The organism is Flexivirga sp. G2, assembly GCF_055397625.1.
On record NZ_AP039675.1, the window covers coordinates 2,307,281 to 2,322,760 of the forward strand.

The window sequence follows — 15,480 nt, forward strand, 5'->3', positions numbered from 1 at the left end:
TGGTCCTGGCCGTCGTCGCTCGCGCCTGCCATCCGAAAGGTCCGGCGCGGCAGATCGCAGCGGATTTGTTTGACGAGCCGTCTCTGCTGACGAATGGCTCGTCGCGCAGTGTGCGTGCCACTCAGCAGCTGACGGATGCGTTGGTAGATGCCGGTGTCCCGGGTGTGGTGCGGCCACGCTGCGGATCATGCGGCAATTCGTCGCGACGGTTCAAGACCCGCCTGGAGTCCGGGCAGATGGCCTGCGAGGACTGCTGGAAGAAGAGCAAGCAGGAGCTTTGCGCGTGCTGTGAGCAACCGGGGTTCATGACCTTCCGGGGCGTGTCCGGGCAAGGAATCTGCGGAGCGTGCCGGGCTCGCCCGGCTTGCCGGAGCTGGTGCGACGACCAAGAGCGGATGGCCGCCCAGGCGGGGCCGATCCGACCCCGGGTGCGTAACCCGCACGGCGACGGTGACTCAACCTGTCGGATGTGCCGGCGGGTCCGTCACCCGCTGACCCTCGTGGACAACATGCACTTCCTGTGCGGCACCTGCACTTGCACGTATCGGTCGTTGGCCTGGCCGACGCGCCCGCACCGTCATTCCCGATTCCGCCGCAGCCAGGCAGTCGTCTTACACGAGGCAACCTTCTGCGACGTGTGCGACCAGTGGAAGACCACCGGCGGGCTCACCACTGGCGGTGCCGTGTTGTGTGGCAGCTGCTGGCGGAACCGCAACTATCAACCCTGCACGGATTGCGGGATCAAGCGCCCGCCGGGCGGACACGACGAGAAGGGGGCACTGGTGTGCAAGGTGTGCTGGTACCGCCGCGAGCTCGCGGGCCGGCCACGCGCCATCCCGAAGCCTCGTCCAGTGCGAACCACCAGGGCATGCATCCGCTGCGGCTGGTCCTCCCGCAACCTGCGCGATGGTCCCAGCGGCCCCGCCTGCATCGGATGTTGCGACTACGTGCGTCGCACCGCCACGGAGCTCGGGATCGGCGCGGCCGACGTGACGGTCGGGCTGCGACCGGCCGGCGCGCTGGAGGGAAACTCCTGTGACCGGTGCGGCAAAACCGTCAAGGCCATCAGCACCCGCCGCACCGGGGAACGGATCTGCAAGACCTGTGCCATGAGACCGCAGCTGATCTGCGTCGATTGTGGCCACCCCCGCGAACACAACCCGAAGACGACACAGGACGCCTGCCCCGGGTGCCGCGGCACCGCCCGCGCCCAGTGTCGCCAATGCTCCCGCAGCATCTTCGCGCTCCTGCCGACCAAGGCGCAGCCGCGGTGCTTGTTCTGTCGCGCCCGGCAGTGGGTTCGCGCCCGTCTCGGCGACACGGTGTCCGAACCTGTTGATCCGCGCCTGAATTCGTTCATCGACCGGTTGGCGGCCACACACGACTTCCCGCAGCTACGGCAGTGGTTCCTGCGCAGTCCCGCGGCCACCACCCTGCTGACCCGGATGGCACACGGACAGGCACCGATCGACCACGACACATTGGATGCCGCAGCAGGCGACCGCGGCGGCCGAGCCATCAGCGTCGAACACCTGCGCCGGCTGCTGGTGGCCGCCGGAGCGCTGCCGCCCCGCGAGGAATACCTCGCGCGGCTGGAGGCCGCGTTCGCCCGGCTGATCGAGCACACCCCGGGCGAGGATCAGATGGTTATCGCCCGGTACGTCCACTGGCACGTGCTGCCGGGTGTCCGGCGACGGCTGGCGACCGGCCGTGACCCACAACGAACGTGCACCCTGGCCCGCGGCATGCTGTACGGGCCGCGGCGCCTGGTCGACGAACTCCACTCACGCGGTGAACACATCGGGTCTCTGCGTCAGCCGGTGCTCGATCAGTGGCTGGCCCGTCGCGGGTCGGACGCGATCTCGGTGTCGGTCTTCCTGCGATGGGCCAGGCGGCACCGGCTCGCGCCATCGGTGAATTTGCCCGTGCAGCGGATGCACGACCCGATGGGCTTCAATGACCCCGACCACCAGTGGGGATTGTTGCGCCGCTGCCTGCACGACCACACCCTCAGCCCCCGGACCCGACTGGCCGGCACCCTGGTGCTGATGTACGGACAACACGCCAGCACGATCGTGCAGCTACGTGCCTCGCACGTCACGCCGGGACCGCCCACCACGCTGCGGCTCGGAATTGACGCCGTCGACATCGCAGAACCGATCGCGACGATCCTTCGTCATACCGCGAACGGCACGATCTCCATGCTACAAGAACGTGGCATTGCCAACAGCTTCGAGGCCACCGAAGACAGGTGGCTGTTTCCCGGCCGCGGACCTGGGAAGCGACTCGGAACCGAAGCCCTTCTGAACGAGCTGCGCCGAATGGGGATCCGTTCCCGTCACGCCCGCAACACAACGCTGCTGGCACTGGCCCGCGACCTGCCACCCGCGGTCCTGGCCGACCTGCTCGGCATCGGCACCAGCACCGCCGACCGCTGGCGACAATGGGCCGGCGGAACCTGGGCCTCATACCAGGCCTGAATGCGCGCCAGTCGAACCGAACAGCATCTCGGGTCAGGCGCGGGTCAGGCGCCACAGCCGTCTCGGGCCTCGCATCGGACAGCCCCCAACGCACGCTGTCACGATTTTGGCGACATGCGGGCTGGGCCGCCTTACGCGTCCACGGTCGCGTCGCCCGGCGTGACTGGGTGTTGCGACATCACGATGACCCACTCGCAGGTGCTCAGTGTGGTGGGCCGCCGGGCAGACTTCCACGCAGCCTTCGCGACCCTCTTGGCCATCACCAGCACTTGACTCAACCGCGAGACAGCAGCTGTGCGACTGGCTTCAGGCCAGCCATAAGTGCAACAATCTGCGTATGTATGCAAGTAATCAGCAATGCGGTTTGGACCCCGAGTCGGAGTTTGTTGAATTGGCCGTGGAGGTGTTCTCCATGTTGGCCGACGCGACCCGCGTGCGGATCGTGCTCGTATTGCGGAATGCGGGTGAAATGTCGGTGAATCACCTGGCCGACGTGGTCGACAAGACGCCGGCGGCGGTATCCCAGCACCTGGCGAAGTTGCGCCTGGCGCGGATGGTGGCGCACCGCAAGGAAGGCACGACCGCGTTCTACCGGCTGGTCGACGAACACGCCTCCCAGCTGGTCATCGATGCAATCAGGCAGGCCGAGCACACCTTCGCGGCCGCCACTGGAACGCACCATCACGTCACCGAGGACCCGGCGTGAACACCGGTCACTCCCACGACACCCACCTGCAGAGTCACGGGAGTGGGCACGGGCATAGTCACGGGTTGGTCGCGAGGTCGATCCTGTCGTCCCGGGAAGGGCTCAAAGCAGTCGGTGGGAGCCTGCTGGTGCTGTTGCTCACCGCGGCGGCGCAGTTCGTGGTGTTCATCGCCACCGACTCGATCGCGTTGCTGGCAGACCTGATCCACAACTTCGGGGACGCACTGACCGCGATCCCGTTGGGCATCGCGTTCTGGTTACGGTCATTCGTCGCCGAAAAACGCGCCGGATACTTCGTCGTCGCAACGATCTTCGTCAGTGCCGTAATCGCCCTGGTCGAATCGATCAACCGGCTGGTCCACCCGCAACACTTGGATCACTTGGTGCCGTTGGCGATCGCTGGGATCATCGGGTTCGCCGGTAACGAGATCGCCGCCATGATTCGCACCAGCGCCGGGAAACGACTGAGTTCACCGGCGCTGATCGCCGATGGCGCGCATGCACGTACCGACGGCTTGGTCAGCCTGTCCGTGGTGGCCAGCGCAATCGCCGTCGGACTCGGCTTCCAAGTGGGCGACCCGGTCATCGGCCTGATGATCACGCTGGTGATCCTGCGCATCACCTGGCAGTCATTCCGCACCGTGCAACAAGACCCCGGCCAAACCATGGAAGACCACCACCACGAACACTGAGGCGATGTGCTGCACCGGCCTCTGATCAGTGCTGGACGGCGCGCACTCGCGGTTCCTCCGTCCCAGCGACGAGCAATTCGTACCCAATAGCACTGCGCTGCACCGACGGCCACGGAGTTGGCGCCCCAGGGGACGTGATGGGCACATGCCTCGCGTCTTGAACTCTGAGACGAATGCGTCTCATCCGGAAGACTGTTTTGAGGGGATATGCGCCTCGTGGCGCGGTTTCTTCGAGAGCGCGGCACAGGCCCGGCATTCCGCGAAATATTACGGAATGGTCACAACGGCGGTGACGCTGCCGCCTGCCATCGAGAGCTGTCGGCAGCTCGCTGATCGTCGACGGATATCTGCGAACGACTTTGGGAACGCCCCCGCGTAGGTCATAGTCAGTGACCGTGCCCCCGGCTTCGGGGAGTCGGGTGCATGACTGGGTCGGGCACTTGCCCGGGGCAACGGCAACGGCGCCCGCACCCACATTGTCCTGCAGTCCATTTTGGAAGGGTCCCTTGATTCATGGGTTCGTACTCCCCGCGTCACCTGAAGCATGAGCCGAATGTTCTGAACAAGGTCGGTCGCCGTGGCCTGGCAGTTGCCGCCGCCGGTGCCGTCGTCGTGCCGCTGGTCGGTATGGAGAATGCCTCTGCTGCGCCGAGCGCAGGTCTGGCGCAGACCGGCTCCGTCCAGGCTGCTGGTCAAGTGCAGGCTGCCGGCCACTTGGCCACCGCCGTTCGCATCGGTCCGACCGTTCGATACGGCTCCCGCGGCGCCGCCGTGAAGGTCGTCCAGCGCAAGGTCGGCGGTCTCGCGGTCGACGGCATCTTCGGTCCGCGTACCCGCACCAAGGTCAAGTCGTTCCAGCGCGCCCACCGTCTCGTCGCGGACGGCATCGTCGGCCGCTACACCTGGACCGCACTCGGTGGTTACGGCAGCGCGCCGACGACCAAGCCGAAGCCGGCACCGAAGTCCAACTCGTCCGTCGTGTCGATCGCGATGGGCCTGCGCGGCACCCCGTATCGCTGGGGCGGTACCTCGCCCTCGGGCTTCGACTGCTCGGGCTTCACCCAGTACGTCTACCGCCAGGCGGGCAAGAGCATCCCGCGGACCGCGTCGGCGCAGGCGGCCGCCGCGACCCGCGTGTCCAGCCCGCGTCCCGGCGACCTCATTTTCTGGGGTTCCCCGGCGTACCACAATGGGATCTACCTCGGGAATGGCAAGATGATCGCCGCCCGCACCCCTGGCACCGTCGTCAGCGTCCAGAACGTCTGGGGCAGCCACTACTACGGCCGCATCTGAGACTCGATACCCGGCGTCGTACAGCAACGCCACGCAACAGCGAGAAGCGCCCCGTCAGCCCTTTCCAGGCAGGCGGGGCTTCTCGCTGCTCGGCAAGCCGTCACGTGAACCGCCCAACTCTGCAAGGTCGCCGGGTGGTTTTGCTCCTATCGCCCTAACGACGGGCTGGCTGGCCGCAAGCCATCATCTCAATATATGAGATAGCTGGGAAATGCCTGAGTTCGGCGTGTCGTTCGAACGGGTTTCGCGCCAGGAGTGTTAAAGGCGGGCGTCCGCCGCCGGAGATCGTTGAAATTGCAACACTGGGCCACTTCAGCTCCGTCCGCCCCGCCAATTCACTCAAGTCACACCAGTAACAGATGTCACGTGGGCCCATCCGAGCCCAGAATTCGCGTCTTTCACAGGTCTTGAGGCACCGGCATAGTCAGGTCTCGTGCAGCGCCTTCTTCGGGGAAGGAGTAGGCGACATCGGGGGATGCCACGTGCACGTGGCATCCCCCTGCGCGCGTTTCTGGACTGGACGAGGACCGAGAGGGTCACATGACCACAATTACTACTCCGAGACATCGCAAACCACGACCTGGGCTCTCTGCCAAGGTCGCCCCGGCGTTCACCTCCCGCAAGGGGTTGGTGGTGACCGGAACGCTCCTCAGCGTCCCGGCCGCCGCAGCCAGCCTCGTGCAGGCCGCTCCGTCGTATGCCGATCCCGGCAGCGGCACGAGTGGTGCGTCAGGGCAGCGCAGCAGCGCATCGACGAGCGCCGTACGGGCCGCCTCGCCGAGTGCCGTGGTGACCGTGCGCTACGGATCAAAGGGCAGTTATGTCAAAACCGTGCAGCAGCGGCTGGGCGGACTGGCGGTGGACGGCGACTTCGGGACGCGCACGCTGACGAAGGTGAAATCCTTCCAGCGGTCGCATCACCTGGTTGCCGACGGCATCGTCGGTTCGTTGACCTGGAAGGCCCTTGGTGGCTTCCCGGGTTCGAACCCGACGCCGACCCCGCCGAAGAGCCCGACACCCTCCTGCAAGGCCACCGTGCTGCGGTACGGCGCCAGCGGGTCCCTGGTGTCGAGCGCGCAGCAGAAGATGGGCGGCGTCGCAGTGGATGGTGTCTTCGGCGCCAACACGTTGTCGCGCGTCAAGTCCTTCCAGCGAGGCAAGGGCCTGGTCGCCGACGGCATCATCGGTCCGTTGACGTGGAGTGCGATGGGTGGCTACCCGTGCGGGACGAACCCGGCACCGCCTCCGCCACCCCCGCCGTCGACCAACCAGGGTCTGTCCGCGGTCATCTCGATTGCGGAGAAGTATTACGGCGTCCGCTACGTGTGGGGCGGTTCGACGCCGTCGCAGGGCTTCGACTGTTCCGGGCTGACGTCATATGTCTACAAGCAGGCCGGGTTGTCCATCCCCCGGACGGCCAGCCAGCAGCAGGCGTACGTGAAGAGGACCTACAGCCCGCAGCCGGGTGACTTGGTCTTCTTCGGCTCGCCGGCGACCCATGTGGCCATATATGCCGGCGGGAACTTGATGATCTCCGCCGATCACCCCGGCACCGTGGTCAAGAAGGAGAACATGTGGACCACGCCGACGGGCTACGGCACGTTGCGCTGACGCCGCCTCCATCCGGCTATCGACGGTGGGTCCTCTACTTTCCCTTTGACTCGGTGAGGGCGCGGGTGGCGCAGCGGGCTAGGCATGCCACGGCCCACCAGGCGAGGGCGCGGGCCTTTCGCACCGCCACCTGGTGGTGTGAAAGGCCCGCGAGCGATCCTGTGATTCTCATAATGACGACCGGAATCCCCTGAGCCGCAGGCTGTTCATGACGACCGACACCGACGAGAACGCCATGGCGGCGCCGGCGAGCATCGGGTTGAGCAGGCCGGCGGCCGCGATCGGGATCGCGATCACGTTGTAGCCGAACGCCCAGACGAGGTTGCTCTTGATCACACCCAGCGTGCGACGCGACAGCCGTATGGCGTCACCCGCGACTCGCAGGTCCCCGCGGACCAGGGTGATGTCGCTGGCCTCGATCGCGACGTCGGTGCCGGTGCCCATCGCCAGGCCCAGGTCGGCCTGCGCGAGTGCCGCGGCGTCGTTGACGCCGTCGCCGACCATCGCGACGATGTGGCCTTCGGATTGCAGCTGCTTGACGACGTCGACCTTGTCGGCCGGCAGCACTTCGGCGAAGACGTCCGCGGCGTCGATGCCGACCTGGCCGGCGACGGTGCGCGCGACGCGGTCGTTGTCGCCGGTGAGCAGGATCGGCCGCAGTCCGAGGTCGCGTAGCTGGGCGATGGCGTCGGCGGAGGTGTCCTTGACCTGGTCGGCCACGACCAGCACGGCGCGCGCCCGACCGTCCCAGCCGACCGCCACCGCGGTCTGCCCGCGGCTGGTCGCATCGTTGAACGCGGTCCGGAGCTCGGTGTCGAGATGCTGCGACCACTGCGCGAGCAACTGCGGCCGACCCACGAGCACTGCGTGCCCGTCGACGATGCCCTGCACGCCGAGGCCCTCGAGGTTGGCGAAGTCCTCCACCGCCCCGAGCTGTCCGGCCGCGCGGGCTGCGTCGGCGATAGCACGCGCGATCGGATGCTCGGAGGCGTCCTCCAGGGCGCCCGCCATACGCAACACCTGCGCGGCGTCCTCACCGACCGCGACATACGTGTTGGCGAGCGTCATCTCGCCGGTCGTGACGGTGCCGGTCTTGTCCAGCACGATGGTGTCGACCGTGCGGGTCTGCTCCAACACCTCCGGGCCCTTGATGAGTATGCCGAGCTGGGCGCCGCGCCCGGTGCCGACCATCAGGGCTGTCGGCGTCGCCAGGCCCAGGGCACAGGGGCAGGCGACGATCAGCACAGCCACTGCTGCGGTCAACGCACCGGCCGCGCCGGCCCCCGTCGCCAGCCAGAAGCCGAAGACGCCGACGGCGATCACGATCACGACCGGCACGAAGATGCCGGAGATCCGGTCGGCAAGCCGCTGGACGGCGGCCTTCCCGGTCTGGGCGTCCTCGACCAGCCGGGCCATCTGGGCCAGCTGGGTATCGGAGCCGACCCGGGTCGCGCGTATGACGAGCCGGCCGGCAGCGTTGACCGTCGCACCGACCACCGCATCGCCGGGAGAGACATCCACGGGCACGGACTCACCCGTCAGCATCGACGCGTCGACCGCCGAACAGCCCTCTTCGACGACGCCGTCGGTGGCGATCTTCTCGCCCGGGCGGACCACGAAGCGGTCACCGGCGGCCAACTGCGACACCGGGATTCGCTGTTCGACACCGTCGCGGAGCACGGCGACGTCGCGGGCGCCCAGGTTGAGCAGCGCCCGCAGGGCGGCACCGGCGTTGCGCCTGGACCGGTGCTCCAGGTATCGGCCCAGCAGGATGAAGGTGATGACACCCGCGGCCGCCTCGAAGTAGATGTTCGACGTGCCATCGGTGCGCTCGATGGTCAGCTCGAAGGGGTGGCGCATACCCGGCATACCCGCATCACCCCAGAAGAGTGCGTAGACCGACCAGGCGAACGCCGCACCGGTGCCCATCGACACCAGCGTGTCCATGGTCGCGGCGCCGTGCTTGAGGTTGGTCCAGGTCGCCCGGTGCAACGGCAGCGCGCCCCAGACCACCACTGGCGCGGCCAGGGTCAGCGACAGCCACTGCCAGTTATCGAACTGCAACGCCGGGATCATCGCCATCGCGACAACCGGCACCGACAGTATGGCGGAGACGATCAGCCGGGTACGCAGGTCGCGCAACGCCGAATCTGCCTCGGAATCTTCGGCATTCGCCGTCGCAGGTGTGCCGTCTTCGGTCACCCTCGGTGGGGCGGGAAGCTTGGCGCCATACCCCGCAGACTCGACGGCGGCGACCAAGTCGTCAGTGGTGACGGTGTCGCCATAGGTGACCTTGGCCTTCTCGGTGGCGTAATTGACCGTCGCCGTCACGCCGTCGAGCTTGTTGAGCTTGCGCTCGATCCGGTTGGCACACGACGCGCACGTCATCCCGCTCAGCAGCAGCTCCACATCGGCCGCCGCAGGGACCGCGTTATCGGCAACGGTGGTCGCTGCCGAGTCGATTGTCGCGCTCATCAGCTCCTCCTTCTTCCTAGTTGCATTCGTTCTCTGGGGACGCGCCGTGCGGTTGTCGACGGCCCGGCTCGCCCGCGGCGCTCAGGCGAGGGCGTAACCGGCCTCACGGACCGCGGCTTCCACGGTGTCGCGCGCGATGGGCTCGTCGGAGGCAAACGTCAATACGCCGCTCGCGAGATCTACCTGCACGTCGCGGACTCCGTCGATCTCGCCGACTTCCTCGGTCACCGATGCCACGCAGTGCCCGCACGTCATACCCGTGACCGTGTATGACGCAGGTGCCGCAGTGATCGCGACCGGCTGAGCGGTGTCGGTGGTGTTGGTGGTCTGGGTGCCGCAGTTGCAGGAAGTGCACATGGTGGTTGGTTCCTCCCGTGATGTTCTTCGGTGGTATGTCGGTGGTTTAGCTGCGGACCATGCGAGCGATCGCGTCGGAGGCCTCCTGGAGTTTCTGCTCCGCCTCCTCGCCGCCCTCACGAGCCGCATTGACGACGCAGTGCGCCAGGTGCTCGTCCAGCAGCCCGAGCGCCAGCCCCTGCAGGGCCTTGGTCATGGCCGAGACCTGGGTGAGGATGTCGATGCAGTACTGCTCCTCCTCGACCATCCGCTGCAGGCCCCGCGCCTGCCCTTCGATGCGCCGCAGCCGCTTCAGGTACTCGCCCTTGGTCTGGTTCGCGATGTAACTGTGCTGCGAGGAGCGGCTCGTTGCGGTGGCACCCGCTGTCGTCTTGGCCTGGGTCATGGTCAGCCCTTCGTGGTGGATAACTGTCTCAACACGATACCCCCATGGGGTATTTCACTATTGTGGAATCATACTATACCCCCCTAGGGTAAGACGGGTATCGGGAATTGCGGCAGACGCACAAGACATGGGCGGTGCTGGAGCTGGGACGATCGGTGCACGCGAAAGGAGACTGCAGTGGGCGACTTCGTCAGCATCCTGGCGGCCCTGGGCCTGGGTCTGCTCGTAGTGCTCGTCGTCCTGGTCGCCCATCGCCTGCTTACCGTGGGCGCGCCGAGTGAATCCGTGCCGCCATACCTGTCGGGTAGCCGGCCCAGGGAGCATGCGCTGTCTCGTTACCACGTGCGCTGGTACACCGTCACCTTGCTGTTCCTGGCCTTCGATGTGGAGATGCTGTTCATGTACGCCTGGGCGCTGGTGGTCGCGCAGATGGGTGCCGGCGCGGTGATCGAGATGTTCGTCTTCCTCGGGCTGCTGATGGCGGGGGTCGTCTACGCCTGGCGGGAGGGTGCGCTGCGATGGGTGTGAGGAGCGCTGCCCGGCGACGGCTCGCGCGGTGGGCCGCGCGCCGGCCGCACGTGCTGCTGGTGACGGCTCCCGGCGGCACCGGGGCGCGATTGGCCGTCGAGGCACAGGTCCGCACGCGCGGTGGTGTGCTGACCGGTGTGCCTGCCGACGCGGACGTGCTGGTTGTTGCGGGCTCACCCGGCAGTGAGCTGGCGGACGCCGCCGACCTGCTGTGGAGTCAGCTGCCTGCTCCGAGAATCCGCGTCGACGTGCCGGACGCCGCGGGTGCTGCGGCAGTCCTGTCCGAGGCGATCCGTCGACTGGCCGGCACACCCGACGCGGGAGCGGGTGCGGACGTGACGGAGCAAGTCGAGCCCATGAGCGGGCACGCCCACGAGCACGACGGCCACGGCGGGCATGAGGACGAAGCTCACGAGCACGGTGGCATGCAGATGCCCAGCGGGCATGACCATGAAGGTCACGGCGGTCACGATGACGGCGGCATGCAGATGCCCGGCGGGCTGATGATGGCCGACCGGGCGCCGGACCGCGACGGGCTGAAGCTGGACGTGCTGCATGTCGCGCTGGGGCCGGTGTTGCCGGCGTGGCCATCCGGGCTGGTGATGGATGTCGAGTTGCAGGGGGACGTGGTGCAGTCCGCGGCGGCGCGGGTGTCGGCCGGCTCGGGCGGCTCGGCGAGCTGCTGGACGGGCGAGGCAGCCGCCGGTCGGCGTCGGGCGGCGGCACATCTGGACTCGGTCGGCCGGTTGCTGGAGGTGGCCGGCTGGTCCGGCGCCGCCGACCGGGCCCGGCGGCTGCGCGACACACTGCTCACCGCATCGGCGGCGGTGAGCGGTGACGCACCAGCCGAGGTGGACCGCTTGCATCGACGGGTGGAGCACTCGTGGGGCCTGCGACGGTCGCTGGCCGGACTGGGCCGGCTCGGTCCCGGCGACGTCGGCCGGTTCGGCCTGTCGGGCCCGGCCGCGCGGGCGGCCGAGGACGGTGGCGATGCGTGGGCGCGGTTGCGGACCTGGCTGGCCGAGGCCGAGCTGGCCCTAGCCGGCCGGCCGGTGACACCGGGCGAGGGTCCCCGCGGCATACCGGGCCACGGCTCGGACGCACTGGTGGCGGCTGCCGCGCACCTGTTGCCCGGGCTGGGCCTGGCCGACGCACGACTGGTCGTGGCGAGCCTGGATCCCGACCCCGATGAATTGCATGCCACCCCGGCCGCCGGCGACCAGGAGCCGCATCCAGGTCACGAAGGGCCGGCCGACCACAACATGCACGGCATGCACCACCAGCACGACGGGGATCCGGCATGACGGGCCTGGTCCAGCAGGCGCCGGCCTGGTCGGTGCTGGTCGCCGTGCCGCTGGTGTTGTCGGCGGCGGTGCTGGCAGGCTCGCTGGACGCGGTGCTCGACCCGCGCGGCCGGGTGTCGCTGCGCAGGCGGGTGCTGCGGCCGGCATACGAGGTGTCACGGTCGCTGCTGGTCCAGCGGCGGTCGACGACGGCCCCGGACCGGTTGCTGTGGGGCATCGGCGTCCTCACCCCGCTGCTCGTTGCCGTGCTGATGGCACCGGTCGTCCCGCTCGGGTCCGCTGTGGTGAGCGACCTGGGTGTGGGGCTGGTCTGGTTCAACGCGATGGACGTGCTGCTGTGGGCGGGGTGGTGGCTGGCCGGGTGGGGACCGAACAGCGTGTATTCGCTGGTCGGCGGCTACCGGTTTCTTGCCCAGGCGCTGGCCTACGAGCTGCCGTTGATGTTTGCCCTGACGGCGCCCGCGGTCGCCGCCAGCAGCCTGTCGGTGCCGCAGATCGTGACCGCCCAGCAGGGTCACTGGTTCGTCGTGCAGATGCCGCTGGCCGCAGTGGTGTTCGCCGGGTCGGTGGCCGCCTTCAGCGTGTGGGGTCCCTTCGCGCACCCGGCCGGAGCGGACATCGCCGGCGGCCTGCTGGTGGAGCAGTCCGGGCCGGGCCGGCTGCTGCTGCGGTGGGGGCAGTACGCGCTGCTGGTCGTCGGGTCGGCGATGACGGTGGCCCTGTTCTTTGGCGGCGGCGCCGGGCCGCTGCTGCCGCCCTGGCTGTGGACGCTGCTCAAGACGGCGGCCGTGCTGAGCGTGCTGCTGGCGACGCGGCACCGCTTCCCGGTATGCCGCCCCGACCGGGTCATGCGGCTGGCGTGGCTGGTGGTGTTGCCGCTGGTGCTGGCACAGCTGCTCGCGGTGTCGGTGCTGGCGGCGGCCGGAGGTGGATCGTGACTCTGCTGGTGTTCTCGGTGCTGGCCGTGATCGCGGTCGCGTCCGGTGTGGCGGTCTTCGTGGTCGATTCGATGGCCAGGGCGACCTTCGCGCTGGCCGCGTCGTTCGTGGCCGTCGGCGGGGAGCTGATCCTGCTCACCCTGGACTACCTGGGCGTGGTCACGATCTTGATGATGGTGATGGAGATGGCGATCATGGTCGTCTTCATGGTCATGTTCATGATGAACCCGGCCGGGTTGATGCCCATGTCGATGCTGCACAACACGCGTGGCGCCCTGGTCATCACATCGGGCACGTTCCTGCTGCTGGGCGCCGGTGCGGTGCTGGTGCCGTGGCCGGCCCGGCGAGGTGCGGTGCCGGCCGATCCGACCCGGTCGATCGGTGCGGCGATCATGGGCCCGCAGATGCCCGTCATGGTCGGTATCTCGGCCGTGCTGTTCGCCACCATCGTCTCCGCGCTCGTGCTCGCCGTCCCCCGCGGCCGCTATGAGCAGGCGGACGAGGGGTCTTCGGAGGTGGCCGACCGATGACGTTGCAGTTGTTCCTCCTCCTGGCTGCTGCCCTGTTCGCGGTCGGCCTGTTCGGCGCGCTGAGCCAGCAGTCGGTGGTGATGGTGATGATGGGCCTGGAGTTGATGGTCAATGCGGTCATCGTCGCGGCCGCGGCGTTCTGGTACTTTCTCGCCCCCTCGGCGCCGGACGGACAGGTGCTGCTGTTGGTGGTCATCTCCGCGATGACGGTGGAGATGGCCATGGGTTTCGCCGTGGCCACCCTGTTGTTTCGCGCCAGCGACGTGGACATGACCGACATGGCCGCGGAGCTGAAGCGGTGAGCGCGCTGCTGTGGGCGCTGGTGCTGCTGCCCGCACTGGCCGGCGCGGCCCTGCTGGCGGCGCCACTCGGCCCGCAGGCTCTGGCCCGGGCGACCGAGCGGGCGGCGCCGGTGGCCGGGATCCTGGTCGCGGTCGGTGTGCTCGGCTTGGGCGCTGCCGCCGCAGCCGTGCGGCCGACAGCGTCCGCGCCGTTCCTGGCGGGCGATCCGCTCACTCTGGCCGTCGACGGGCTGTCCGCCGTGGTCGTGGTCACCGTGGCCGCGGTCAGCCTGCTGGTGCTGGTCTTCTCGGCCGGCACGATCCGGCAAACCCGGGCCCGTTTCGCCGGGCTGATGCTGGTCTTTGTCGCCGCCGTCCTGGTCACCGCCACCGCTACCACGCTGCTCGGGCTGCTCATGGCGTGGGAGGTGATGGGCGCCACCAGCTACGCGCTGATCGCGTTCGACTGGCGGCGTGATCGAGCGGTCGGCTCGGGCACCACCGCGTTCGTGGTCACCCGTGCCGGCGACGTGGGGCTCTACCTGGCCGCCGGAGCGGCCCTGGCCATCGGCTCCGACAGCACGCCTGGGCTCTCGCTGAATCGCTTGGCGCACCTACCGTCGCCGTGGCTGCACCTCGCGGCCGCGGGAGTGCTCGCGGCGGCCTTCGGCAAGGCGGCCCAGCTGCCGTTCTCGTTCTGGCTGTCCCGGGCGATGGACGGGCCGAGCCCGGTGTCGGCGCTGCTGCACTCGGCCGCCATGGTCGCCATGGGCGGCTACCTGCTGTTGCGCCTGCACCCGCTGCTGATCGCGGCCGGGTGGGCGGCCACCACCGCGGCCTGGGTCGGCGCGGCCACGGCCCTACTGCTGGGTGCGGTGGCCATCGCCCAGAGCGACCTCAAGCAGTTGCTCGCGGCCTCCACCAGCGCCCAGCTCGGCTTCGTCGTGCTCGCCGCGGGCACCACCGGCCCGGGTGGGGTGAGTGCGGGCGTCGCGCACTTGGTCGGCCACGCCTCCACCAAGGCACTGCTGTTCCTGGCCGCCGGGGCCTGGCTCGCGGCCCTGGGCACCAAGTCGCTACCGGCGCTGCGCGGTGCCGGGCGGGCCTACCCGTGGATCGGCATCCCCTTCACCGTCGCGGCGCTGGCTCTGGCCGGTGTCCCGCCGCTGACCCTGTGGGCGACCAAGGAGTCCGTCCTCGCGGCCGCCCGCGAGCAATCGACGGCGCTGTATGCGGTCGGGCTCGCGGGCGCGGTGGCCTCCAGTGCGTATGCGGGCAAGGCCCTGGCCCTGATCTGGCGCCGCCCGCCGGACCACCCGGCGGGCTATGACACGGAGGAGGCCGGCACCCGTCAGGTCGGCTGGATCGAGCGGATTCCGTTGGTGCCGCTGGCAGTCGGTGCGGCCGTGCTCGGCGTGCTGGTCGCCCCGGCCGTATGGGCCGCAGTTGAGCCGGACGCCTCAGCACCGACGCCGGCCTCGGCCGGGGAGTTGACCGTCTCCATCGTGCTGGCCCTGCTGGTGACCGGCCTGGCACTGCGCTGGCCGCAGCGGCTGCCTACGCCGCGGTGGGCCGGGCACTGGCTGCACCTGGAGCAGGCGGCGCACGTCGTGGTGCTGCGCCCGACCCTGCGCCTGGCCGCTGTGCTCGCCCGCGGTGATGCCGCATTGGAGGCCGGGGTGGCCGGCGCCGGCCACGTCGGGCGTCGGGTCGCTGACCATGCCGCGGTCGTCGACGATGTCGGGGTCGGTGGCGCCATACGCGGTGTCGTCGGTGCTGCCCGGCGGGGTGCGGGCCTGGCGTTGCGCCCGCAGACCGGCCAGTTGCACCAGTACTACGCGCAGGCCTCGGTCGGCCTGATCGTGTCCGTCCTCATCGTCTGGTTGGCGAGGTAACCCCG

General features: G+C 68.8%; 14 protein-coding genes. 11 read left to right on the forward strand and 3 right to left on the reverse strand.

The features are described from left to right. The first annotated feature begins 947 nt into the window (after window positions 1-947). The 5 genes from ACZ50J_RS11170 to ACZ50J_RS11190 all read left to right on the forward strand — a co-directional run bounded on the left by ACZ50J_RS11170 (window position 948) and on the right by ACZ50J_RS11190 (window position 6,782). Window positions 948-2,480: a hypothetical protein gene (locus tag ACZ50J_RS11170; protein ID WP_464297289.1), complete on the forward strand. Its 1,533-nt coding sequence runs from the start codon at window positions 948-950 to the stop codon at window positions 2,478-2,480. 337 nt (window positions 2,481-2,817) lie between these two features. Further along, window positions 2,818-3,186, forward strand: coding sequence for an ArsR/SmtB family transcription factor (locus tag ACZ50J_RS11175; protein ID WP_464297290.1), 369 nt, complete (start codon window positions 2,818-2,820; stop codon window positions 3,184-3,186). Further along, on the forward strand, window positions 3,183-3,878 hold the full coding sequence (locus ACZ50J_RS11180) for a cation diffusion facilitator family transporter (RefSeq protein WP_464297291.1): 696 nt from the start codon (window positions 3,183-3,185) through the stop codon (window positions 3,876-3,878). Before ACZ50J_RS11175 ends, ACZ50J_RS11180 begins: the two co-directional genes overlap by 4 nt. A 513-nt stretch (window positions 3,879-4,391) precedes the next feature. Next, complete coding sequence (locus ACZ50J_RS11185) at window positions 4,392-5,171, forward strand: C40 family peptidase (RefSeq protein WP_464297292.1); 780 nt, start codon at window positions 4,392-4,394, stop codon at window positions 5,169-5,171. A gap of 540 nt (window positions 5,172-5,711) precedes the next feature. After that, entirely contained in the window at window positions 5,712-6,782 is a 1,071-nt protein-coding gene (locus tag ACZ50J_RS11190) for a C40 family peptidase (RefSeq protein ID WP_464297293.1), read from the forward strand. A 168-nt stretch (window positions 6,783-6,950) separates the two neighbouring features. Here the strand turns inward: ACZ50J_RS11190 and ACZ50J_RS11195 are convergent, their stop codons facing one another. The 3 genes from ACZ50J_RS11195 to ACZ50J_RS11205 all read right to left on the reverse strand — a co-directional run bounded on the left by ACZ50J_RS11195 (window position 6,951) and on the right by ACZ50J_RS11205 (window position 9,999). Beyond that, entirely contained in the window at window positions 6,951-9,257 is a 2,307-nt protein-coding gene (locus ACZ50J_RS11195) for a heavy metal translocating P-type ATPase (RefSeq protein WP_464297294.1), read from the reverse strand. 81 nt (window positions 9,258-9,338) lie between these two features. Next, complete coding sequence (locus ACZ50J_RS11200) at window positions 9,339-9,614, reverse strand: heavy-metal-associated domain-containing protein (RefSeq protein ID WP_464297295.1); 276 nt, start codon at window positions 9,612-9,614, stop codon at window positions 9,339-9,341. Window positions 9,615-9,660: 46 nt separating this feature from the next. After that, entirely contained in the window at window positions 9,661-9,999 is a 339-nt protein-coding gene (locus ACZ50J_RS11205; RefSeq protein WP_464297296.1) for a metal-sensitive transcriptional regulator, read from the reverse strand. Window positions 10,000-10,176: 177 nt separating this feature from the next. Here ACZ50J_RS11205 and ACZ50J_RS11210 point away from each other — a divergent pair, with 177 nt between their 5' ends. Genes ACZ50J_RS11210 through ACZ50J_RS11235 form a run of 6 tightly spaced genes read left to right on the forward strand, consistent with a single transcriptional unit; the run spans window position 10,177 to window position 15,475 of the window. Then, entirely contained in the window at window positions 10,177-10,527 is a 351-nt protein-coding gene (locus ACZ50J_RS11210; protein WP_464297297.1) for an NADH-quinone oxidoreductase subunit A, read from the forward strand. Continuing rightward, window positions 10,518-11,831 (forward strand): hypothetical protein, encoded by a 1,314-nt coding sequence (locus ACZ50J_RS11215; RefSeq protein WP_464297298.1) that lies wholly within the window; start codon window positions 10,518-10,520, stop codon window positions 11,829-11,831. The genes ACZ50J_RS11210 and ACZ50J_RS11215 overlap by 10 nt, the downstream gene beginning before the upstream one ends. After that, window positions 11,828-12,769, forward strand: coding sequence for a complex I subunit 1 family protein (locus ACZ50J_RS11220; protein ID WP_464297299.1), 942 nt, complete (start codon window positions 11,828-11,830; stop codon window positions 12,767-12,769). Before ACZ50J_RS11215 ends, ACZ50J_RS11220 begins: the two co-directional genes overlap by 4 nt. Beyond that, complete coding sequence (locus tag ACZ50J_RS11225) at window positions 12,766-13,299, forward strand: NADH-quinone oxidoreductase subunit J (RefSeq protein WP_464297300.1); 534 nt, start codon at window positions 12,766-12,768, stop codon at window positions 13,297-13,299. Before ACZ50J_RS11220 ends, ACZ50J_RS11225 begins: the two co-directional genes overlap by 4 nt. After that, window positions 13,296-13,601 (forward strand): NADH-quinone oxidoreductase subunit NuoK, encoded by a 306-nt coding sequence (locus tag ACZ50J_RS11230; RefSeq protein ID WP_464297301.1) that lies wholly within the window; start codon window positions 13,296-13,298, stop codon window positions 13,599-13,601. Before ACZ50J_RS11225 ends, ACZ50J_RS11230 begins: the two co-directional genes overlap by 4 nt. Next, on the forward strand, window positions 13,598-15,475 hold the full coding sequence (locus ACZ50J_RS11235) for a proton-conducting transporter transmembrane domain-containing protein (protein ID WP_464297302.1): 1,878 nt from the start codon (window positions 13,598-13,600) through the stop codon (window positions 15,473-15,475). The genes ACZ50J_RS11230 and ACZ50J_RS11235 overlap by 4 nt, the downstream gene beginning before the upstream one ends. The last annotated feature ends 5 nt before the right edge of the window (window positions 15,476-15,480 follow it).